Annotated in this window: 19 protein-coding genes; 7 read left to right on the top strand and 12 right to left on the bottom strand. The window is 64.7% G+C overall.

What is annotated here, in order from left to right; genetic code table 11:
- Positions 1–89: 89 nt before the first annotated feature.
- From ACVOLL_RS10360 to ACVOLL_RS10340, 5 genes are all read right to left on the bottom strand, one after another.
- Positions 90–785 (bottom strand): DUF6624 domain-containing protein, encoded by a 696-nt coding sequence (locus ACVOLL_RS10360; RefSeq protein WP_481512838.1) that lies wholly within the window; start codon positions 783–785, stop codon positions 90–92.
- A 60-nt stretch (positions 786–845) separates the two neighbouring features.
- Positions 846–2996, bottom strand: a complete 2151-nt coding sequence (gene lpdA / locus ACVOLL_RS10355; RefSeq protein WP_481512837.1) for a dihydrolipoyl dehydrogenase — start codon at positions 2994–2996, stop codon at positions 846–848.
- 17 nt (positions 2997–3013) lie between these two features.
- Positions 3014–3661: a hypothetical protein gene (locus ACVOLL_RS10350; RefSeq protein WP_481512836.1), complete on the bottom strand. Its 648-nt coding sequence runs from the start codon at positions 3659–3661 to the stop codon at positions 3014–3016.
- Positions 3662–3666: 5 nt separating this feature from the next.
- On the bottom strand, positions 3667–5043 hold the full coding sequence (locus ACVOLL_RS10345; RefSeq protein ID WP_481512835.1) for a dihydrolipoyllysine-residue acetyltransferase: 1377 nt from the start codon (positions 5041–5043) through the stop codon (positions 3667–3669).
- Positions 5044–5223: 180 nt separating this feature from the next.
- Positions 5224–5790, bottom strand: coding sequence for a DNA-deoxyinosine glycosylase (locus ACVOLL_RS10340; protein ID WP_481512834.1), 567 nt, complete (start codon positions 5788–5790; stop codon positions 5224–5226).
- Positions 5791–6002: 212 nt separating this feature from the next.
- On the opposite strand from ACVOLL_RS10340, the gene ACVOLL_RS10335 reads away from it, so the two are divergent.
- Positions 6003–6641 carry an OmpW/AlkL family protein gene (locus tag ACVOLL_RS10335; RefSeq protein WP_481510642.1) on the top strand — a complete coding sequence of 213 codons (639 nt, stop codon included), beginning with the start codon at positions 6003–6005 and terminating at the stop codon, positions 6639–6641.
- Positions 6642–6809: 168 nt separating this feature from the next.
- Here ACVOLL_RS10335 and ACVOLL_RS10330 read toward each other — a convergent pair whose 3' ends face one another.
- From ACVOLL_RS10330 to ACVOLL_RS10305, 6 genes are all read right to left on the bottom strand, one after another.
- Positions 6810–7571, bottom strand: coding sequence for a YiiX/YebB-like N1pC/P60 family cysteine hydrolase (locus ACVOLL_RS10330; RefSeq protein ID WP_481512833.1), 762 nt, complete (start codon positions 7569–7571; stop codon positions 6810–6812).
- A 67-nt stretch (positions 7572–7638) separates the two neighbouring features.
- Positions 7639–8202, bottom strand: coding sequence for a CcdC protein domain-containing protein (locus ACVOLL_RS10325; RefSeq protein WP_481512832.1), 564 nt, complete (start codon positions 8200–8202; stop codon positions 7639–7641).
- Positions 8203–8507: 305 nt separating this feature from the next.
- Positions 8508–9302, bottom strand: a complete 795-nt coding sequence (locus tag ACVOLL_RS10320) for a MetQ/NlpA family ABC transporter substrate-binding protein (protein WP_481512831.1) — start codon at positions 9300–9302, stop codon at positions 8508–8510.
- An 83-nt stretch (positions 9303–9385) separates the two neighbouring features.
- Positions 9386–10078, bottom strand: coding sequence for a methionine ABC transporter permease (locus ACVOLL_RS10315; protein ID WP_481512830.1), 693 nt, complete (start codon positions 10076–10078; stop codon positions 9386–9388).
- Positions 10075–11082, bottom strand: coding sequence for a methionine ABC transporter ATP-binding protein (locus tag ACVOLL_RS10310; protein ID WP_481512829.1), 1008 nt, complete (start codon positions 11080–11082; stop codon positions 10075–10077). The genes ACVOLL_RS10315 and ACVOLL_RS10310 overlap by 4 nt, the downstream gene beginning before the upstream one ends.
- A gap of 335 nt (positions 11083–11417) precedes the next feature.
- Positions 11418–12314, bottom strand: a complete 897-nt coding sequence (locus ACVOLL_RS10305) for a DMT family transporter (protein WP_282271380.1) — start codon at positions 12312–12314, stop codon at positions 11418–11420.
- Between the two features lie 92 nt (positions 12315–12406).
- Here ACVOLL_RS10305 and ACVOLL_RS10300 point away from each other — a divergent pair, with 92 nt between their 5' ends.
- From ACVOLL_RS10300 to ACVOLL_RS10280, 5 genes are all read left to right on the top strand, one after another.
- Positions 12407–13525 (top strand): serine hydrolase domain-containing protein, encoded by a 1119-nt coding sequence (locus tag ACVOLL_RS10300; protein ID WP_481512828.1) that lies wholly within the window; start codon positions 12407–12409, stop codon positions 13523–13525.
- A gap of 90 nt (positions 13526–13615) precedes the next feature.
- A complete protein-coding gene (locus ACVOLL_RS10295) occupies positions 13616–14497 on the top strand; it encodes a DUF2145 domain-containing protein (RefSeq protein ID WP_481512827.1) in 882 nt (293 codons plus the stop codon).
- A complete protein-coding gene (locus tag ACVOLL_RS10290; protein ID WP_481512826.1) occupies positions 14494–15021 on the top strand; it encodes a hypothetical protein in 528 nt (175 codons plus the stop codon). Before ACVOLL_RS10295 ends, ACVOLL_RS10290 begins: the two co-directional genes overlap by 4 nt.
- Before the next feature lie 31 nt (positions 15022–15052).
- Complete coding sequence (locus tag ACVOLL_RS10285; protein WP_481512825.1) at positions 15053–15556, top strand: hypothetical protein; 504 nt, start codon at positions 15053–15055, stop codon at positions 15554–15556.
- Between the two features lie 471 nt (positions 15557–16027).
- Positions 16028–16591: a queuosine precursor transporter gene (locus tag ACVOLL_RS10280; RefSeq protein WP_481510517.1), complete on the top strand. Its 564-nt coding sequence runs from the start codon at positions 16028–16030 to the stop codon at positions 16589–16591.
- Positions 16592–16630: 39 nt separating this feature from the next.
- Here the strand turns inward: ACVOLL_RS10280 and glnE are convergent, their stop codons facing one another.
- Entirely contained in the window at positions 16631–19456 is a 2826-nt protein-coding gene (gene glnE, locus ACVOLL_RS10275; protein WP_481512824.1) for a bifunctional [glutamate--ammonia ligase]-adenylyl-L-tyrosine phosphorylase/[glutamate--ammonia-ligase] adenylyltransferase, read from the bottom strand.
- 281 nt (positions 19457–19737) lie between these two features.
- Here glnE and ACVOLL_RS10270 point away from each other — a divergent pair, with 281 nt between their 5' ends.
- Positions 19738–21252 (top strand): acetyl-CoA hydrolase/transferase family protein, encoded by a 1515-nt coding sequence (locus ACVOLL_RS10270; protein WP_481512823.1) that lies wholly within the window; start codon positions 19738–19740, stop codon positions 21250–21252.
- The last annotated feature ends 173 nt before the right edge of the window (positions 21253–21425 follow it).

Genomic DNA, 21425 nt, shown 5'->3' with positions numbered 1-21425 from the left:
GGGAGAGGGGCTAGTAGTGCCGAGCCATGCTTGGCAGATCCCTTCCCGGCGAACTCCGGACAGCGGCCTGTTCAGTCCTGCCGTGAACTCTATTTCGCCGCTGCGGGCGGCGTCGGGAACATCTGCGTCGCCACGCAGATGTAATCAGCCAACGGCATCTGGCCGATGCTGGCCCGACGCTGGTCAACCTGATCAGGCGACTCCATCGGCTTTGACTGCCAACGGCCATCTACCGCCAGCAGCTGGCTGCCATACCGTTGCAGCTCGCCACTGTTGACGAGGACGCGGTCGGTCAGCAACGCGAAATCATGTGCCGATATTTCGCCACGCTGCACCATGGGCTCAATGCTGCCCAATACCTGCCGCTGGAAAACGACGTCAGCATCTGCATGCTGCACCAGCAGCCAGGCCGCGGAAACACCATCGCCCCCGACCTGCGCCGCACTCGGCAAGCCACCGCTGGCCGTCACGATCTGTTTTATACGCGGCAGATTGGCGGCATCCACTGCCTGCAGGTTCTCGACCATGGCACGCGTCCACTCACCTTGGCGAGCTTCCTGGTCAACCTGCGCCATGTCCAGCAGCTGCTGGCGAAGTGCCGGCTCCGAAAGCACCGCGTCGGTATGCGCATTCTTCCGTTCTTCCGCGCGTAATCGATCTGCCTCGACGAAAGGTGCTGCGCCCGGGCATTTCAGCAAGGCCGCGGCAAGCCCAGGATCTCCCTCCTCGGCAAACGCCGGGCCCGCGAGCAGCAATACGCCAAGCATCACATTCTTCCGCAACATTCCCTTGCTCCTTTGAACTGCCGAAAACAGCGACGCCCCGGTGAAGGGGCGTCGTGTGGGTTACTTCTTCTTCGGGATATACAAGTCGGTGATGGTGCCGTCGTAGATCTCCGAGGCCATCGCCACCGACTCGCTCAGGGTCGGATGCGCGTGGATGGTGTGGCCGATGTCTTCGGCCTCCGCACCCATCTCAATAGCCAGGCCAATCTCGGCCAGCAATTCACCGGCATGCACGCCGACGATGGCACCACCGATCACGCGATGGGTTTCTTCGTCGAAGATCAGCTTGGTGAAGCCTTCGGTGCGACCAATACCAATCGCGCGACCGCTGGCCGCCCACGGGAACTTGGCCACGCCCACCTTCAAGCCCTTGGCCTTGGCCTCGGTCTCGGTGACGCCGACCCAGGCGATTTCCGGGTTGGTGTAGGCCACCGACGGAATCACCCGTGCCACCCACTCCTTCTTCTCGCCGAAGGCAACTTCAGCCGCCAGCTTGCCTTCGTGCGTGGCCTTGTGCGCCAGCATCGGGTTACCGACGATGTCGCCGATGGCGAAGATGTGCGGCACGTTGGTGCGCATCTGCCGGTCAACCGGAATGAAGCCGCGATCGGTGACTTCGACGCCAGCCTTGTCGGCATCGATCTTCTTGCCGTTGGCCGAGCGGCCGACCGCAACCAGCACGCGATCAAACGTGCCGCTTTCCATCGCCGGCTTCTCGCCTTCGGTGGCGGCGTCGAAGGTAACGGTGATGCCCTTGGCATCGGCGCTGACGCCGGACGCCTTGGTCTTCAGATGGACCTCGATGCCCTGCTTCTTCAAACGATCAGCCAGTGGCTTGACCAGGTCCTTGTCGGCGCCCGGCATCAGCTGGTCCATGAACTCGACCACGGTCACCTTGGAACCCAGGGCGCTGTACACGGTGGCCATTTCCAGGCCGATGATGCCGCCGCCAACAACGAGCAGCGAACCCGGCACTTCGGCCAGTTCCAGTGCGTCGGTGGAGTCCATCACGCGCTTGTCGTCCCATGGGAAGTTCGGCAGCTTCACCGCCTGCGAACCGGCAGCGATGATGCACTGCTCGAAGCGCAGCAGCTGGGTCTTGCCGTCGTCGCCGACGATCTCCAGCTCATTGGCCGAGACGAACTTGGCCAGGCCGTGCACGGTGCGGATCTTGCGCTGCTTGGCCATGCTGGCCAGGCCCTTGGTCAGCTGACCGACAACCTTTTCCTTGTAGCCGCGCAGCTTGTCCAGGCTGATCTTCGGCGCGCCGTATTCGATGCCCAGTTCGTCGGCATGCGCGGCGTGGTCGATGATTTCAGCGGCGTGCAGCAGCGCCTTGGACGGAATGCAGCCGACGTTGAGGCAGACACCGCCGAGGCTGGCGTAGCGCTCGATCAACACGGTATCCATGCCCAGATCGGCGGCACGGAAGGCAGCGGTATAGCCGCCCGGGCCAGCACCCAGCACCACGATGCGGCACTCGATGTCAGCGGTGCGGCCGCTGGACGGCAACGCCTTGGCGGCGACCGCAGGGTCCGGCGCGCGGTGCGACGGGGTCACCGGCGGCTTGCTGCCCGGGGCGGCCTTGGCGGCAGCCGGGGCGGCGCCAGCAGCGCCTTCCAGCACCACCACCACGTCGCCGACCGACAGCTTGTCGTCGAGCTTGACCTTGATTTCCTTGACCACGCCATCGGCCGAGGACGGCACTTCCAGCGTGGCCTTGTCCGATTCCAGCGTGACCAGGCCCTGGTCCTTCTTCACCGTGTCGCCGACGGCGACCAGGATCTCGATCACCGGCACGTTCTGGTAATCACCGATGTCCGGCACCTTGACCTCGATCGGGCCGGATGCGGCTGGCGCAGCAGCGGCAACCGGCGCGCTGACGGCTGCCGGAGCGGCAGCAGCGGCAGGCTGTGCAGCCGGCGCAGGTGCGGCGGCAGGTGCCGGGGCTGCGACCGGGGCAGCGCCCTCGCCTTCAGCTTCCAGGATCACCACCACATCGCCCTCGGACAGCTTGTCGTCGAGCTTGACCTTGATTTCCTTGACCACACCCGCAGCCGAGGACGGCACTTCCAGCGTGGCCTTGTCCGACTCCAGCGTGACCAGACCCTGGTCCTTCTTCACCGTGTCGCCCACGGCCACCAGAATCTCGATCACCGGCACGTCGTTGTAGTCGCCAATGTCCGGAACCTTGATTTCAATCGTCGCCATTGTTTTCTCCTGTGGGCTCAGCCGGCTTCGCCGACGAACCGGTCATGCATCTTGTCGAGCGCGCGTTCGATGTTGGCGTAGCGCTTCTCGTATTTTTTGTCTTTGCTATGGGCCAGCTCGATCAGCAGCGCCGCCTGTTCCTGCAGCGCTTCAAGCTGACCGCAGGCCGGCCGCTGACCGCTGTAACGCTCGCCGTTGACGGTGAAGGACAGCACCTCGCCATCGGTAACCGGCGCACGCGCTGCCACTTCGGACGACGCCAGGGCCCTGCCCCAGACCTCGACCAGACGCTGCGCCAGTGCATCGGGCAACGGCGCCTGGGCGAACTCGGGCTCCTGGTCCAACTGCAGGTTGACGCCACCGCGACCGCCGGTGGTGTTCCAGCTGTAGATGCGCTTGTCGGCCGAGCCGGACAGCACCATCCACTGCCCGTTGGCGGCATCGCGGCGCAGCAGCACCTGCGACTCCACCCCACGCGCCGGCAGCACCAGCAGCGACAGGCCGTCTTCGGCCTGGCCACCCAGCAGACTGGTCGCCGCCTGGCCGTAGTTGCCTACCGCCGGCGGCCAACCCTCACCGACCACCGGCAGGCACTGGCTGGCGGCCAGTGCCGGGCCCGCCAGGGTAGCCAGCACCAGCGTCAGCAGGGCGCGTCGCGGCGCCACTGGCATCACAGCAGCACGCGCCGCATGTCGGCCAGCACCTGCGACAGGTAGGTGGTGAAACGGGCTGCCAGGGCGCCGTCGATGACGCGGTGGTCGTAGCTCAGCGACAGCGGCAGCATCAGCTTCGGGGCGAATTCCTTGCCGTTCCAGACCGGCTGGATGGACGACTTGGAGACGCCGAGGATGGCCACTTCCGGCGCATTCACGATCGGCGTGAAGGCGGTGCCGCCAATGCCACCCAGCGAGCTGATCGAGAAGCAGCCGCCGCTCATGTCGGCCGGGCCGAGCTTGCCGTCACGCGCCTTCTTGGCCAGTTCGCCGCTTTCCTGGGCGATCTGCACCACGCCCTTCTTGTCGACGTCACGGATCACCGGCACGACCAGGCCGCTCGGCGTATCGGCGGCAAAACCGATGTTGAAATACTTCTTCAGGGTGAGGTTTTCGCCGCTGGCGTCCAGCGAGGCGTTGAACTCGGGGAACTTCTTCAGTGCAGCGGCGCTGGCCTTGATCAGGAAGGCGAGCATGGTCAGCTTGATGCCGGCCTTCTCGTTTTCCTTGTTCAGGGCCACGCGCAGGCCTTCCAGATCGGTGATGTCAGCCTGCTCGAACTGGGTGACGTGCGGGATCATCGCCCAGTTGCGGGCCAGGTTGGCGCCGGAGATCTTCTTGATGCGCGACAGCTGCACCACTTCGGTTTCACCAAACTTGCTGAAGTCGACCTTCGGCCACGGCAGCAGGTTCAGGCCGCCGCCGGCAGCAGCCGGAGCACCGGCGCTGGCAGCAACGCCGCCAGACAGCGCGCCCTTGACGAACTTCTGCACGTCGCCCTTGGTGATGCGGCCGCCCTTCTCGGTGCCCTTGACCTGCTGCAGGTCCACGCCCAGTTCACGGGCGAACACGCGCACGGCCGGGCTTGCATACGGCACATTGGCCGGCAGCACGCCTTCGGCGTTGAACTGCACCGGCGGGGTGGCCGGCTTGCTGGTGGTAACCGAGTCTTCCTGCGCGATCTCGCGCTGGGCCAGCTTGTCGGCGACCGGGGCAACCGCCACCGGCTCGACCTTGGTGCCGGTCTCAGCGGTGGCTTCAACCTTGGCAGGAGCGGCCGGAGCAGCAGCGGCGGCAGGCTTGGCGGCCTCTTCGCTGACTTCGATCAGGGCCACAACCTTGCCCTCGGACAGGCCGTCGCCAACCTTGACCTTCAGTTCCTTGACCACACCGGCGTAGGCCGACGGCACTTCCATCGTCGCCTTGTCCGATTCCAGCGTGACCAGACCCTGGTCCTTCTTGACCGTATCGCCAACCGCGACCAGCACTTCGATCACCGGAATGTCGCTGTAGTCACCGATATCGGGGACAAGTGCTTCCTTGATTTCGGCCATGAACTACTCCAGCAACAAATGAGGGAATCCCCTATTGTGGCGTTAGCGAGCCGCAGCGCCAACCGCTACAAGCGAATTCGCCTGCGTATGTCCCCGGACAAGGGCACGCCACGCGGGCCGTGACCGCCGGAATTTCGGCTCAACGCCGTGCTTTGCGACGTGCCGGCTGTCTTGCCTGTCCTAGTCGGCCAAACCATTGGTTGCAGGCGATACCACCACTTTGGGCGCATTCAACCACGGTTGCAGCGCTTGCCACTGCCCAGTCAGGCGCTGCAGCGACCACGCCGCATTGGCCGGACTGGTCGATGGCAAGGCCACCACTGGCAGCGCAGCCGCCAAAGGCGGCAAAGCCGGTGCAATCCATCGTTGGAACGCAGTGTGTGCTGCAGAACCATTACAGGCGATGGCACGCAGCTGCGGCAGATCGGCCAGCAGCTCTGCAATGCGATTGGGCACCTCGCTGCCACGGACGATGGCTGTGTCCAGACTGCCGGTGCGTTGGCACTGCCCGATCACATCCCACAAGCCGACACCGGCCTGCTGCAGGCAGTGCAATCGTTGCGCATACGCAAGCTGCGCGTCGAAGCCGCACAGCGCCGCCATCAACGGCCAGAAGCGATTGCGCGGATGCGCGTAGTAGCGCGATTCATGCAGCGATATCGCGCCCGGCATCGAGCCCAACACCAACACACGACACGATGCGGTTACCTGCGCGGGCAAGCCCTGCAATACATCTGCACTCATCACATGCTCCACAACATCGTGAACGAATTTTTTCTGCGGATCATTGTGTCCATGGGATCTCTCTGTTTTTCGCTGAACGCAACGGCACTGAAAAATCCCTGCGTTTAGAGCGATTCATCTTGCCATCGTTAGGGTGACCTCGCCCCGCAACGAGGGCCTTGATAACAACGTTGTCCCGATCGCAGTAGTTCTGTTCGCAATACGAGGAGTCAGTTATGCGTTCCATCAAAATTCTCAGCCTTGCCACCCTCGGCGCACTTGCGCTGTCTTCCACCGCCTTCGCGCAGGACGGCAATGGCGATACCGCCTCCGGCAAGCATTTTGCCGTGGTTGGTGGCATCAGCCTGCTGCAGCCGAAGAACGATCCGATCGACGGCATTGGCAAGGTCGATGGCGGCCCGGCACCGACGATCAGCGCCAGCTACTACTTCAACGACAACTTCGCCGTTGAGCTGTGGGGCGCCGCCGACAAGTTCGATCACCGCGTGCGCACCGATGGTGGCGCCAAGGTCGGCAGCGTCGAGCAGCAGCCGCTTGCACTGAGCGCGCAGTACCACTTCGGCCAGGCGGACAACGTGTTCCGTCCGTTCGTCGGCCTGGGTTACTACGAGTCGAACTTCAGCAACGAGAAGATCGACGGCCTGAGCAGCACCGGCAACCACGTTGGTGTGGATACCGCCAAGGGCGCGATCGGCACAGTCGGCGTTGACATGAACATCAACTCGACCTGGTTTGCCCGCGCCGATGCGCGCTACATGCACGCACGTCCTGACCTGCGCGTCGCCGGCCAGAACGCTGGCGAGCTGAAGCTGGATCCGTGGACCGTGGGCTTCGGCCTGGGTGCACGCTTCTAAGCGACAACGTTCCTGGCAACACCGTTGTAGATTCAATGCAGTGCTTGTAAATGAAACACGGGCCGTTCGCGGCCCGTGTTTTTTTGTGGGACTAAGCTCATCAATGCCAAAGCAGAAGCTACCCCTCCCCAGCCCTCCCCTACCCCTCCGGGGCAAGGGAGGGGGTGATCATGGGCTGCCGTCATCACTCCACTGCAGCGCCAGGTAATCGAAGTTGTGCTGTAGGCGCGGCTTGACCACGTCGAAGAACGGCGACACATCGAAATCGCGCGGCGTGTACAGGCTGTAATTGCGGATATGCAGGATCTCCTGCGACTGCTCGGCGCCGCCCACCTGCGCCAACACCGTCTCGATCTCGGGCAGGATCGGGTAGCGGATCGACTCGAAGGCCTGCGCCAGCAAGGTCGAACAGATCGCCTTGGTTGGCTCGCCACTGCCCAATGCAATCAGGCGACGGCGCATATGCCCCGGTACCGGCGGCTGCCGGATCAGGAATCGCGCCAGATCGAAGACATTCTTCAGGTCATAGCTATAGCCCAGGCGTGCGCGCATGAAGCCAACCAGTTGATCCACCACTGCCGGTGACAGGCCTTGCGGACGGCAGATACGGGTGTGCTGGTTGGCGAATTCGGTCAAGGGTATGCGGCGCACACCCTGCTCCACATCCACGTCGATCAGCATCGGCTGCGGCTTGCCACCTTCCAGCAAGGACTCCTCACCGATATACAGCGCCGCATGCGACCAGGTGGACTGGCTCAGATACTTGATGGCTGTGGAGAAGCGGCTATTGCCCTCCACCAGCAGCACATCGCCACGGCGCAAGGTGCGCAGCAGCATTGCGGGGTCGCTGGTCGACGGCCGCATCTGGTTGGCGCGTGGCTGCGCCAGGAAGTGCGCCAAGCGGCGCCCGAAGAACTGCAGCACACCCATCAAGCGTCTCCGTATCTGCTTGCATCAGACTAGCCGGGACAGCCTCCGCCTGCCATCGGATACAGGCTCAGCGCGGACTACGATCAAACTGCCGATAGCGCTGATGGTGACGAACCCGGCGCCGCAGCAGCCAGGCGTACATGCCTGCATAACCGAGCAGCAAGGCCGCCATTGCCAGCAGACCAGCGTGGCTGAGCCAACCCGAGTCTGGCCACGGCACGCCGTTCACCGATGCCTGCCAGCCCTGTACCACGCCGGCGACCACACGCACGACGATCATCGCGGTCAACGCCAACACCAGCCAGATATTGGGCTTGTAATGCAGCGCCTCCGGACCGGGCTCGAAGCGGGTCAGGTAGTGGCCGAGCACGCCGACCAGCAGGCCTGCCAGCCAACCAAGTGCGGCATAGCTCCAAGCGCCTTGCCACCAGAAGCCGGCGATGGCGACGAACACCGCGAACAGACCAGTGGATACCAATGTCGCCCAGAAATTGAAGGTAATCAGCCAGGGCCGCGCCTGTCGCCGCGCGCCACCACTGCGCACGCGCTGCCATAGCGATAGCGGCATCAGCAGCAACATGATCGCGACGAACACCAGTATCGCCAGCGGCAGAGCGAGAAGCACAGGCATGGGGGGCAGATCCGTGGATGCAGGCCCAAAGATTACGCCATGCCAGATACCGGTAGTGCCGAGCCATGCTCGGCAGAGGCTTTATCGGGGTACCAAACCTGTAGGAGCGGCGTAAGCCGCGAAGCAAGCGCACCACCGGATCGCAAGGTTGCGTGCACCTGTGGCGATATCTGCTTCGCGGCTTACGCCGCTCCTACATTGGGCTATCGGGAGAGCCCCTTGCCGAGCATGGCTCGGCACTACATTGGGTCTGCCTGCCGAGCATGGCTCGGCACTACAGGGCAGTCCCGGCCTGGCGGTGCGGCTTAGAACGCCGGCAGTACCGCGCCCTTGTACTTCTGCTCGATGAAAGCCTTCACTTCCGGGCTGGTCAGGGCCTTGGCCAGCTTCTGCACGCGGGCGTCGTCCTTGTTGTCCGGGCGCGCGACCAGGAAGTTCACGTACGGCGACTCACTGCTCTCGATCGCCAGTGCGTCCTTGGTCGGATTCAGGCCGGCGTCCAGCGCGTAGTTGGTGTTGATCAGGGCCAGGTCAACCTGATCGAGCACGCGCGGCAGCATCGCCGAGTCCAGCTCGCGGAACTTGAGCTGCTTCGGGTTCTCGGTGATGTCACGCTGGGTGGACAGGGCGTTGCTCGGGTCCTTGAGCTTGATGACGCCGGCAGTGTCCAGCAGGATCAGCGCGCGGCTGTTGTTGCTGGGGTCATTCGGGATCACCACGTCGGCGCCGTTGGGCAGTTCGGCCAGCGACTTGAAACGACGCGAATAGGCGCCGAACGGTTCGATGTGCACGCCGGTAACGGTGACCAGATCGGTCTTGCGGTCCAGGTTGTAGGCCTTGAGGTAAGGCTCGGTCTGGAAGTAATTGGCGTCCACCTGCTTCTGCACCAACTGGTCGTTGGGCTGCACGTAGTCGTTGAACACGCGCACGTCGAGCTTGACGCCTTCCTTCTCCAGCAGCGGCTTGACCACTTCCAGGATCTCGGCGTGCGGCACAGCGGTGGCAGCAACCACCAGCTTGGACTCATCGGCGGCAGGCTTGGCGCAGGCCGACAGGGCCAGCACGGCGGCAATCAGGGGAAAGGTGAGCAGCTTGTTCATCGGTAACGTGATCCTGTGGGGAAGGATGGTGTGGACATACGCTAACAGGCCGCCACGCAACGTGCCGGCCTGAAGTCATTCCATTACTTGCGGCTGTAATGCGTTACCAGACGGTCGCCGAGCATCTGCAGCAGCTGCACCAGCACCAGCAGCAACACCACGGTGACCAGGGCCACATCGGTATGCGAACGCTGGTAGCCATCGCGGAAGGCCAGGTCGCCGAGGCCGCCGGAGCCGATCGCACCGCCCATCGCGGTGAAACCGATCAAAGCGATGGTGGTGACGGTGGCGCCGGCAATCAGGCCCGGCCGCGCTTCCGGCAGCAGCACCTTGAAGACCAGCTGTCTGGTGGTCGCGCCCATCGCCTGGCTGGCTTCGATCACGCCACGGTCGACTTCACGCAGGGCCGTTTCAACCAGACGCGCGTAGAACGGCGCAGCACCAACGACCAACGGCAGGATGGCGCCGCGCACGCCCAGCGAGGTGCCCATCATCGCCAGCGTCACCGGGATCAACACGATCATCAGGATGATGAAGGGCACCGAGCGCAGCAGGTTCACCAGCAAGGCGGTGATGCCGTAAACCACCGGCTTGCGGTACAGCTGCGGCGAGCCGGTCAGGAACAGCAGTACGCCCAGCGGCAAGCCAATTGCCAAGGTCAGCGGCAACGAGCCGGCCAGCATCAACAAGGTATCGATGGTGGCCTGGCCGATATCGGCCCACTTGCCCGCATCCAGATGACGGAAGAAGCCTTCGGCGGCAGTTGCAATGATCATCGGCGCAGCTCCTCCACATGCACACCGGCAGCGACGAAGGCCGCCTGCGCGGCATTCTGGTCGCCGCCTACCAGGGCCACGGTCAGCTGGCCGTAGGGCGTGTCCTTGATGCGGTCGATGCGGCCGGTAAGGATGTTGTAGTCCACCCCGGTGTCGCGGGCGATGCGGCCGAGCAACGGGTCATAAGTGCCTTCGCCGAGGAAGGTCAGGCGCACGATGCGGCCACCGACGGCAGCGAAATCACGCAGCTGCTCGCCTTCGTCCACATGCTCGGACTCGGAGACGAAACGGCGAGTGGTCGGGTGCTTGGGGTGCAGGAACACCTCGGTGACCGGGCCCATTTCCACCATGTGGCCGGCATCGAGCACCGCAACGCGGTCGCAGACGCGGCGGATCACGTCCATCTCGTGGGTGATCAGCACGATGGTCAGGCCCAGCTCGCGGTTGATCTTGCCCAGCAGCGCCAGCACCGAGGCGGTGGTCTGCGGGTCGAGCGCGCTGGTCGCCTCGTCGCACAGCAGGATCTGCGGGCGCGTGGCCAGCGCGCGGGCGATGCCGACACGCTGCTTCTGCCCGCCGGACAGCTGCGACGGGTATTTGGCTGCGTGCTCTTCCAGCCCGACCATGCGCAGCAGCTCGGCCACGCGGGCATCGATCTCGGCCTTGGGCGTACCCGCCAGTTCCAGCGGGAACGCCACGTTGGCGGCCACGGTACGCGCCGACAGCAGGTTGAAGTGCTGGAAGATCATGCCGATGCGCCGGCGCAGCGCGCGCAGGCCGTCGGCATCCAGTGCAGTCGCGTCCTGGCCGTCGATCAGCACCCGTCCGCCGCTGGGCTCTTCCAAGCGGTTGATCAAGCGGATCAGGGTCGATTTGCCGGCACCGGAGTGGCCGATGATGCCGAACACTTCGCCGGCCTGGATCTTCAGGTCGAGCGGATGCAGCGCGGTGATCGCGCGGCCGTCGACGGCATAAGCTTTCTGCAGGTGCTGGAACTCGATCACTGCCAGGGCAACCGGGGGGCATAAGAAGGGGGCGTGCAGCCTAGCAGCGCCGGGCCGTCGGCGCGCGTGCCGCAAAGGGGAATCTTATTCCTTTTGGTTATAAGTGAAAGCAGTCGGTGCTGTGTTGGGGCCTGCAAGCCATGCTGTTTGTGGGAGCGGCGTCAGCCGCGAAGCTGGTGATGCCAGATGAACAGGTAATGCCGCAATCCGGTGGTCCATCTGCTTCGCGGCTGAGGCCGTTCGAGTCTGCCGGTAAAGCCCCTGCCGAGCATGGCTCGGCACTACGCCCCCTCCCTTTGGCGAAGCCAAGGGGAGGACTGGGGAGGGGTTGGCTTTCAGGGATGATCAATCTGATCCGGCCGCTGCGCCCGCTGCACCCGTTCACGGTGCAGCAGGTACAGGCCACTGGCGACGATGATGCCGGCGCCGATCCAGGTCCAGCGGTCGGGCAGCTTCTGCCAGAGCAGCACGTCCCAGCCGATCACCCAGACCAGGCCGGTGTACTCCAGCGGCGCGATCATCGAGGCCTGCCCCAGCTGGAACGCACGGGTCAGCGCGATCTGGCCCAGCGCCCCGGCCAGGCCCATGCCGGCAATCAGCGCGGCGTGCTTCCACTGCAGCGGCTGCCATTGCGGCCAGGCCAGCAAGCCGGCGCCAATGGCCATGATCAGCAGGAACCAGACCACCATCGACTGTGGGGTATCCGTACGGGTCAGCAGGCTGACCGTCACCGCGGCAATCGCATAGGCCGTCGCCGCCAGCAGCACCATCAGGCCCGGGAACGAGATGAAGCCGTCCACGCCGGGACGCAGCACCACCAGCACGCCGATCAGGCCGATGCCGATGGCGACCCAACGCCGCGGCCCCACGTGTTCACCCAACAAGGGCACCGACAGTGCCGCTACCAGCAAGGGCGCGACGAAGTAGATCGTGTAGGCGGTGGACAGCGACAAGGTCCGCAGCGCATAGACGAAGCAGCCGATCATCACCATGCCGAGCACGCCGCGCAGCAGATGCAGGCCCCAACGCACCGGGATGATCGAGCGCGGACCGGCGGTGGCAAGCACCCAGACAAGGACGAACGGCAGCGAGGCGGCACCACGCAGCATGGTGACCTGCAAGGTGGGATAGCTGCTGGACAGCATCTTCATGCCAGCGTCCATGCAGGAGAAGAAAGCGACGGCGGCCAGCATCCAGACGATGGCACGCACGGGGGATTTGGTAGGCGACATGGCCCCATTATCCGCTGCCGGGGCCTGGCTTGCAGACTGTCGGCAGTAATGGGCGATGTTATGTTCTGGCCATTCCCAGCCTGGGCCCAACCATGCGCAAACCACTGAAGCATCCAGTTGCCACGCCTGCCCTGCTGCGTCTTGCTCCGTTGCTGCTTGTTGCGTTGCCCTGGATTGCCACTGCCGCACAGGCGCCCAGCGCTGAAGCGCTGGCGCAGATGGATGGCTTTGCACTTGGGCTGCAGGCCGCTGGGCAGTTCTCGGGGACGGTGTTGATCGCCAGCGGCGATGACGTGGTATTCGAGAAAGCCTATGGCGCGCGCGATGAGCAGCAGGAAACACCGCTGCAAGTGGATGACCGCTTCAACCTGGCCTCGGCCGGCAAGATGTTCACCAGCGTGGCGATCCTGCAGCAGATAGCCGCCGGCCGCCTCAGCCTGGACAGCAAGGTCGGTGAGGTGCTCAAGGACTACCCCAACCGCCAGTTCGCCAATGAGGTGAGCGTGCGCCAGCTGCTGACACATAGCGCCGGTGCGGGGGATATCGATGAACTGTTTGGCGCCGAACATAGTACTGATCGCGCGCGCCTGCACAGCCTGGAGGACATGGTCGCGCTGCATGCCGGGCGTGCACCGGAGTTCGCGCCTGGCAGCGCGCAGAAATACGGCAACTTTGGCTACCTGGTATTGGGGCGGATGCTGGAAGTCCTCTCCGGGCAGGATTTCGAAAGCTACATCCGCCAGCACGTGCTGCAGCCAGCAGGCATGCAACATACCGGCTTCGTGGATTGCAGCGATCCCGCCGCCGATCTTGCACGGGCCTACGTCGACGTGGATGGCAAGCACGTGCGCAACTGTGCAACCCAACCCAGCCGTGGCCTGCCCGCCGGTGGCGAAGTGGGCAATGCCCGCGACATGTTCCGCTTCGTGCAGGCCCTGAATGCCGGCAAGCTGCTGCCAGCGGCATTGTTCGAACAGGCCACCAAAACCCAGCGCGAGTTCATGGGTCTGGGCTTTTTTGCCACCGGCTACGGCAAGGACGTGCCGGCCCGCGACTTCCGCTGGGGCCATGGCGGCAGCACGGACGGTGTCTGCACCGACGTGCGCCATTACCCGGCAACCGGCGAAACCGTGATCGTGCTGTCCAACAAGGATGCGCCGGCCTGTTTCGCGGTTTCCGGCCTGTTGCATGCGCAATGGAAGCAGCCTTGAACGAAAATCCCGGTATAGGCAGCCAGCAAGCGCGCGCCTGCGCAGGTTCCTAACGAATATTTCCCAAGCACCATGCAAGGATGCGCGCCGATGAAACCCCGCACCACACTATTGCTGGCAGTCTCACTGAGCCTGGCCACCCTCACCGCTCCAGCATTCGCGCAACCGGCGTGCAGCCCACGTTATCCGCCGCCGACCACGATTGCCGCCATGTTCGACATGGCCGCAGTCACCGCCGATACGCTCGATGCAATGCCCGACGTGGATGTGGCCATTGCTGCGCGCGGCGGGCAGGACCTGAGCAAGTACGGGTTGCGCCACAGTCATCTGGCCTTCCTGGTCCGTAACGACAGCGGCAGCTGGGACGTGGTGCACCTGCTCAACCGCTGCAAGAGCGACAGCTCGGACCTGTACCGCGAAGGTCTGGTCAACCTGGTCGGCGAAAGCTCGATCACCACTGATCTACGCGTTGGCATTCCCACGCCGGAAGTACGCGCGGCATTGAAGACGCTGCTCGCCGGCGCTGCACCGCAGGCGCGCGCACTGCATGAGCCGCGCTACAGCATGCTGGCCTACCCGGGCAGCAGCGAATACCAGAACTCCAACCAATGGATACTGGAAGTGGCCGCAGCGGCCATGGCGCAGGCCGCAGGCGATGCGCCCCTCGCTGACCGCGACAGCGCCTTGGCCTGGCTCAAGCAGAAAGGCTATATGCCATCACGCATGCACATCGGTATCGGCAAGCGGCTGGGCGCGCGCTTCCTTGCCGACAACGTAGCAGTAACCGACCACCCGGCCAGCGAACGCATTTCCGGCAATTACTCGGTGGTGACGGTGGAGTCGGTGTTCGACTTCCTGCACCGCAGCGGCGCACTGCAGCGCGAACTCGCCGTCGCCCATCAGACACCCGTGCCGGCGGTGGCCGGCAGCAACACGCAAGCTCCCACACCCCAACAGGAAGCCACACCATGAAACACCTGATCAAGAGCGGCGCCCTTGCCTTTGCCATCGCCGCCAGTCTGGGATCAGGACTCACCCCAGACACGGCCTGGGCCGGCGAGATCAACGGTTCGCAGGCATCGGTGCTGATAACAGGCTCCAGCGTGGTGATGGTGGTATCCGGGCCGATCTTCCTGTCGGCGGCTGGTGTGCGCGGCGCGGCTGACATGTCCAAGGAGTCGCGTGAACGCCGCGAGGAAAAGCGTCGGATCAGCGCCGGCCCGCTGCCGGATCTGGAAGTGAAGTCGATCGAGACCGCCGCCGATGGTGGCCGTCGCGTCACCCTGGAAGACCCCGCCAACGTCGAGAACCGCGCCACCCTGCAGTGGCCCAATCGCGAGGATGACCCTGCGGCCGGCTTCAAGGTGGGCGCAAAGATCGCCTTCCAGCCGAGCCCGAAGGGTGCGGGCTGGATGCTGCGCAACCCGGAAGGCGCGGCATTGGCCTTCGTGCCGACCATCGAAGCGGTGGATGAGAGCCGCACCCGCACGCTTTGATTTCTGATTCGCTGTACTCGAGGAACACCCTATGAAATCCATTTTTTCCCAGTTGGCCTGCGCCGCAGCCATCAGCGCCATGTTGGTGATTGCACCCGCGCATGCCGGCGATGGCTTGAACCGTTCGGAGGTCAGCACCCTGATGACCTCGGTTGGCGCGTCGATGCTGGTATCCGCGCCCTTGCTGCTGGTGGCATCGGCAGCCGACAAGTCTTCCACGGCAGCCGGTGAGCGCCAGACACGCCGCGTCAGCGCCGGTCCGCTGCCGGACATGAAGGTCGAAGCAATCACCCAGGACGCCGATGGCGGCCGCAGCGTTGCGCTGGCCGATCCGCAGGATGCAGCCAACACCGCGTCGTTGCATTGGCCGCAACGAGAGGACAACCCCGCCGGGAACTTCGTGCTCGGGCAGACCGTGGCGTTCACACCGAGCCCACAGGGCGCGGGTTGGATGGTGCGTGCGGAAGATGGCGCGGTGCTGACCTTTGTGCCGGCGATTGAAGCGGCTTCGGTGAGTCATAGCGGGAAGCTTTGAGGCTGTAGGCAGCGCTTGAAAACTTCAGCCCGCAGAATGCCTGATTGCTCCCTTCTCCCGCCTGCGGGGTTAAGAACAGGCGCTTACGAGCCAAAGGCTCGTGACTGTTCGTACGCACCGCGTGCTACGCGGGGCCGGGGCGCGAAGCGAGGTGCCCGAAGAGCCTGCCCCCGCGAAGGCGGGGGGCGGATGAGGGAGCTTTTGCTTTTGCTTTGACTTTGGCTGTGGTCTTTTGAAACTGAAACGCCAGCGAGGCCAACAGCACAAGCAAAAGCTGCCCTCACCCCAACCCCTCTCCCGCCTTGCGGGAGAGGGGTTCAGTCTGCTTGATCGCAGGCTGTACGCACTCCTGCCGCCGTTGACATCCGTCTCGGCCACACCCGCTACAATGCCCACCGACCTGCCCTCCCGGGCACGGCCCTTCCCCTCCTCTATCGATGCAGTGCCCACCGGCGCTGCCTGTGCCCGTTCATGTCCTCACATCCATCCATCCGCTTCGCTCCGCTGACCCCAACCTCACTATTGCTGGCCGTGCTGGCAATGGGTGCCGTGGTGCTGGGCTCGAACGTGCTGGTGCAGTACCCGATCAATGACTGGCTCACCTGGGGTGCCTTCAGCTACCCGATCGCCTTCCTGGTCAGCAATCTGATCAATCGCCGCTTCGGCCCGCAGGCGGCGCGCCGCGTGGCCTGGGCCGGCTTTGCGGTGGCGGTGGTGTTGTCGGTGTGGATCGCCACGCCGCGTATCGCGGTGGCTTCGTGCTCGGCCTTCATCGTTGCGCAGCTGCTGGACATCACCGTGTTCGACCGCCTGCGTGCGGGCAACTGGTGGCGCGCACCAATGGTGGCCACCACCTGCAGCGCCACCGTGGATACCGCGATCTTCTGGTCGATCGCCTTTGCCGGCTCGCAGTTGCCGTGGGTAAGCTGGGCCGCCGGCGATCTGGCGGTGAAGCTGGCCATCGGCGTGTGCCTGCTGGCACCGTTCCGTGCCCTGCTGTGGAAGATGGCGCCGCTGCGCGGCACTACCCGCTGATCGCTGCAGCCCGGTACCAAGCCGGGCTGCTTTCCAGCATCACTCCGCGTGCTTGCCCGGCTCGAATGGCAGGCCTTGTGCAATTGCCGCGGCACTGATCGCCGCACACGCCGCTTCGATCTCGGGCGTTGGGATGGCAATGCGCGGGCGCCGGTCCAGGGTGCAGCTCAGGCCCACATCAAGCAGCGTGGCGTGCGCCGCGTGCAAGGCTTCGGCCGTCGCAGCAGGCAACCAGCCTGCAGCGGCCAACGCGGAGATCAGCAACGGGGTCTCCCTCGGCTCGCATAGCGACGGCGTGTGTTGCGCCTGCGACAGCACGCCGGTCTGCAGCACGAACTCCAGGTCGACCAGACCGCCTGCGCCCTGCTTCAGGTCCAGCCGCCCTGCATCACTGCGGTCCAGTTCGGCGCGCATGCGTGCACGCATTTTCAGCACATCGCCGAACAAGGTCTCGTGCTCACGCGCACGGCCCAGGGTGTCAGCGCGTACCTGTTCGAAGTCGGACAGCAGCGATGCATCACCAGCCACGCCGCGTGCGCGTACCAGTGCCTGATGCTCCCAGGTCCAGGCGCGCTCGCGCTGGTACTCGGTATAGCTGGCCAACGAGGACACCAGCGCGCCCTTGCCGCCGTCCGGGCGCAGGCGCACGTCGATGTCGTACAGGCGGCCGGCGGCGGTCACGGCGCCGAGCAAGGCCATCACCTTCTGCGCCAGACGCGCAAACCAGCGGCCGCTGTCCAAAGGACGCGCACCGTCGCTGCCTTCGCTGCCGGCCGGGCTGTCGTACAGGAACACCAGGTCCAGATCCGAACCGAAGCCCAGCTCAACGCCCCCCAGGCTGCCGTAACCGATGATCGCAAAGCGTCCGCCCGGCACTTCGCCATGCGCCTGCAGCATGTCCGCATGCGCCATCTGCAGCACGGTGACCACCACCGCGTCGGCCAGTTGCGCCAGTTGTTGCGTGCAGTCGACCGCACGCTGGCGGCCATCGTGGAAGGCCAGGGCCATGCGGAAACTCAGCGCGAGCCGCACTTCGTTGAGCGCGCGCAGCGCCGCTTCCGGGTCATCGATCTGCAAGGCGGCGGCGCAGGCTTCCTGCATTTCCTGCGCCTCCGGCATCGGCCCGGCGACGCGGGTATCCAGCAACTCGTCCAGCAGCAGCGGGAACGCCACCAGCCGCTCGGACAACAGCGCGCTGCGTGCGAGCACGTTGACCAATCGGGTCAAGGCGCTGGGCTGTTCGTCCAGCAGCGCCAGATAGCTGGTGCGACGCAGGATGGCCTGCAGCAGGCCGAGCACGCGGCGCAGCGCGGCATCTGGCTGCGGCGAGCGCGTGGCGGCGTGCAGCAGTGCTGGCAATACCCGATCCAAGCGCGCACGAGCGCTGTCAGACAAGGACTTCACCCCCAGCGACTGGGCGAACTCACGCAGCGATTGATCCGCACCATTGGCATCGGCGAAACCGGCCTCAGCCAGCACCTCGGCGCTGCCGCCACCAGGCAATACCCGCCAATAGCTGGACAATACATCCGGCGCGGCCTGACCTTGGCGCGGGGCGAGCAACGCACCGAACTCAACGCTGACGCGTTCGCGCTGTTCGTTCAAAGCGCCCAGCAAAGCGTCCCAATCGGCATAGCCGAGGCCCAACGCGATGCGGACGCGGTCCAACGGATCGTTGGGCAGGCAGTGGGTCTGCGCGTCGCGCAGCATCTGCAGCCGGTTCTCGACGCGGCGCAGGAAGCGGTAGGCCTGGATCAGGTCATCACCATCGCTGGCAGCCATCTGCCCGCCTTCGACCAGCGCGCGCAGCGCTGGTAGCAGCCGTCGCTCGCGCAGCGCCGGTTCGCGGCCGCCACGGATCAGCTGCAATGCCTGGGCGAGGAACTCGATCTCGCGGATACCGCCCGGACCACGCTTGATGTCGTCCAACCGGTCCTTGCGCGCGACTTCGGCGGTGATTGCCGCTTTCATCTCGCGCAGGCCATCGAGCGCGGTGAAATCCAGGTAGCGGCGGTAGACGAAGGGCCGCAGCGTCTCCAGCCAGGCCTCGCCAGCGGCGATGTCGCCGGCTACCGCGCGTGCCTTGATCCAGGCATAGCGCTCCCAGTCGCGGCCTTCGCGCTGGAAGTATTGGTCCATGCCGGCGAATGACAGGGCAACGCGACCGGCGGTGCCGAACGGGCGCAGGCGCAGGTCGACACGGTGACTGAAGCCTTCGGCGGTGGTTTCGTCCAACAGCCGCGCCAGCCGCTGGCCGAGCCGGGCGAAATATTCCTCGGCGGCCAGCGGGCGGGTGCCATCGGACTCGCCGTTGTGCGGGTAGGCGTAGACCAGATCGATATCGGAAGAAAAATTCAGCTCGCCGCCGCCGAGCTTGCCCAGCCCGAACACCACCAGCTGCTGCGCGCTGCCATCGGCGTCGCGGACCACGCCGTGGCGGCTGGCGAACTCCTGTTCCAGCGCCTCCAGGCCCAGCTGCAGGCATTCCTCGGCCAGGCGGGTGGCGCCCGCCAGCGTGGCATCGACGTCATCAAGTTCGAGCAGATCGCGCCAGATCAGCCGGGTCGAGGCCGCAGCGCGGTAGCGACGCAGCTGGGTCGGCCAGGCCGTGGGTTGCAGCGGGTCCAGCACGGGCAATGGCAGCGGCGCTGGATCGGCCGCAGCCAGCAATTGCAGCAGCTCCGGCTGCCGGCACAGGGTATCGATGGCGAAATCGCTGGTAACCGCCAGCTGCCGCAAACCAGCCTCGAAGGCCTCTGAAGACGGCCATTGCGCCGGATCGGGAGCGGCCAGCTTGAGCCGGGCCAAGGCACGTTCGATTACAGGTTGAACAGATTCAGGTGCTGCGGGGGCGATTTGGTTCATTCCGCGATTCTGGCATCTGCGGCCCAGAAGTCGCCATCTCCGGCGATCAGGTAATAAAAAAGCCCGCTGACAGCGAACTGTCAGCGGGCCTTGCTCCCTCCCCCACGTCGGGATGCAGGGCGATCCTGCCGGGTGCGCAAACAACTTGCACGCTGCACTGCAAAACAATACCGGGGAGTACAAGAGCAGCAAATCCGTAATGACCATTCCACCAAGGTCCAACCCCCCTGTTCACGCCGAAGGGCGATAATCAGCCATCCCCCCAACAAACCGTAGTCGTCATGTCTGTCGAACGCATCCTGGACCCGCGCCTGCGCGACCGCATCGTTTCCGCCGAACAAGCCGCGGCCTTCATCCAGCCCGGCGAAACCGTGGCCATGAGTGGCTTCACCGGTTCCGGCTATCCCAAGGCGGTGCCGCTGGCACTGGCGCAGCGCATTGAAGAGGTGCACGCCGCCGGCCAGCCGTTCAAGATCAAACTGATGACCGGCGCGTCCACCGCACCGGAGCTGGATGGCGCGCTGGCCAAGGCCGATGCCATCGCCATGCGCATGCCGTTCCAGACCGACCCGGATGCACGCAAGCGCATCAACGAAGGCACGCTGGACTACATCGACATCCACCTTTCCCACGTTGCCCAGCATGTGTGGTTTGGCTTCTATGGTGATATCGATACCGCGGTGATCGAAGTCTCGGCGATCCGCGAAGACGGTTCGCTGGTGCCCTCCACCTCGGTCGGCAACAACAAGACCTGGCTGGACCTGGCCAAGAAGGTGATCATCGAGGTCAACGAATGGCAGCCCGCGGACATCGAGGGCATGCACGACATCTACTACGGCACAGCCCTGCCGCCGCACCGCAAGCCGATCCCGCTGATCCACGCCAACGACCGTATCGGCCAGGCCACGCTCAGCGTGGACCCGGACAAGATCGTGGCGGTGGTGCGCACCAATGGGCCCGATCGCAACAGTCCGTTCAAGCCGATCGATGAAGACAGCCGCCAGATCGCCGGCTACCTGATCGAATTCCTCAAGCACGAAGTGGCCAAGGGCCGGCTGCCGGCCAATCTGCTGCCGCTGCAGTCGGGCGTGGGCAATATTCCGAATGCGGTGCTGGCTGGTCTTGCTGAAAGCGGCCTGCGCGGGCTCACCTCGTTCACCGAGGTGATCCAGGACGGCATGCTGGATCTGCTCAAGTCCGGTGTGCTCGAGTACGCCTCGTGCACCGGTTTCGCGCTGAGCCCGGAGGCGAACGAGGAGTTCAAGCGCAACATCAAGTTCTACCGCGAGCGCATCATCATGCGCACGCAGGAGATCTCCAACCATCCGGAACTGGTACGCCGCCTCGGCTGCATCGGCATGAACGGCATGATCGAGACCGACCTGTACGGCAACGTCAATTCCACCCATGTGATGGGCAGCCGCATCATGAACGGCATCGGTGGTTCCGGTGACTTCACCCGCAACGGTTTCCTGTCCACCTTCCTGAGCCCGTCGGTGGCCAAGGGCGGTTCGATCTCGGCGATCGTGCCGATGGTCAGCCATGTGGACCACACCGAGCACGATGTCTCGATCATCGTCACCGAGCAGGGCCTGGCCGATCTGCGCGGCCTGCCGCCGCGTGCACGTGCGCGCCAGGTGATCGACAACTGCGCACACCCGGATTACCGCGACCAGCTCAACGATTACTTCGACCGCGCCTGCCGCGACAGCTACGGCAAGCACACGCCGCACCTGTTGCCAGAAGCCCTGTCCTGGCATCAGCGTTATATCGATACCGGCACCATGAAGGCCTGAGGCCAAACCTGTAGTGCCGAGCCATGCTCGACAGGGGCTTTACCAGCGAAAAGCCGCCCTCACCCCAACCCCTCTCCCGTACACGGGAGAGGGGCTAAAGCTGAAGGCCTGAAGCTCCGCCTGTAGTGCCGAGCCATGCTCGGCAGGGGCTCTACCGGGAAGGCCCCTTGCCG

It is taken from the genome of Stenotrophomonas sp. STEN035 (genome assembly GCF_056759935.1).
This window is presented reverse-complemented; position numbering and strand designations above follow the sequence as displayed.

Bases quoted from the DNA above. Each gene is read 5' to 3' on its own strand.
- ACVOLL_RS10280 (WP_481510517.1), top strand. From the start codon at position 16,028: ATGTCCTCACATCCATCCATCCGCTTCGCTCCGCTGACCCCAACCTCA.
- ACVOLL_RS10300 (WP_481512828.1), top strand. From the start codon at position 12,407: ATGCGCAAACCACTGAAGCATCCAGTTGCCACGCCTGCCCTGCTGCGT.
- ACVOLL_RS10315 (WP_481512830.1), bottom strand. From the start codon at position 10,078: ATGATCATTGCAACTGCCGCCGAAGGCTTCTTCCGTCATCTGGATGCG.
- ACVOLL_RS10290 (WP_481512826.1), top strand. From the start codon at position 14,494: ATGAAACACCTGATCAAGAGCGGCGCCCTTGCCTTTGCCATCGCCGCC.
- ACVOLL_RS10335 (WP_481510642.1), top strand. From the start codon at position 6,003: ATGCGTTCCATCAAAATTCTCAGCCTTGCCACCCTCGGCGCACTTGCG.
- ACVOLL_RS10295 (WP_481512827.1), top strand. From the start codon at position 13,616: ATGAAACCCCGCACCACACTATTGCTGGCAGTCTCACTGAGCCTGGCC.
- lpdA (WP_481512837.1), bottom strand. From the start codon at position 2,996: ATGGCGACGATTGAAATCAAGGTTCCGGACATTGGCGACTACAACGAC.
- glnE (WP_481512824.1), bottom strand. From the start codon at position 19,456: ATGAACCAAATCGCCCCCGCAGCACCTGAATCTGTTCAACCTGTAATC.
- ACVOLL_RS10360 (WP_481512838.1), bottom strand. From the start codon at position 785: ATGTTGCGGAAGAATGTGATGCTTGGCGTATTGCTGCTCGCGGGCCCG.
- ACVOLL_RS10325 (WP_481512832.1), bottom strand. From the start codon at position 8,202: ATGCCTGTGCTTCTCGCTCTGCCGCTGGCGATACTGGTGTTCGTCGCG.
- ACVOLL_RS10270 (WP_481512823.1), top strand. From the start codon at position 19,738: ATGTCTGTCGAACGCATCCTGGACCCGCGCCTGCGCGACCGCATCGTT.
- ACVOLL_RS10285 (WP_481512825.1), top strand. From the start codon at position 15,053: ATGAAATCCATTTTTTCCCAGTTGGCCTGCGCCGCAGCCATCAGCGCC.
- ACVOLL_RS10330 (WP_481512833.1), bottom strand. From the start codon at position 7,571: ATGGGTGTGCTGCAGTTCTTCGGGCGCCGCTTGGCGCACTTCCTGGCG.
- ACVOLL_RS10320 (WP_481512831.1), bottom strand. From the start codon at position 9,302: ATGAACAAGCTGCTCACCTTTCCCCTGATTGCCGCCGTGCTGGCCCTG.
- ACVOLL_RS10305 (WP_282271380.1), bottom strand. From the start codon at position 12,314: ATGTCGCCTACCAAATCCCCCGTGCGTGCCATCGTCTGGATGCTGGCC.
- ACVOLL_RS10345 (WP_481512835.1), bottom strand. From the start codon at position 5,043: ATGGCCGAAATCAAGGAAGCACTTGTCCCCGATATCGGTGACTACAGC.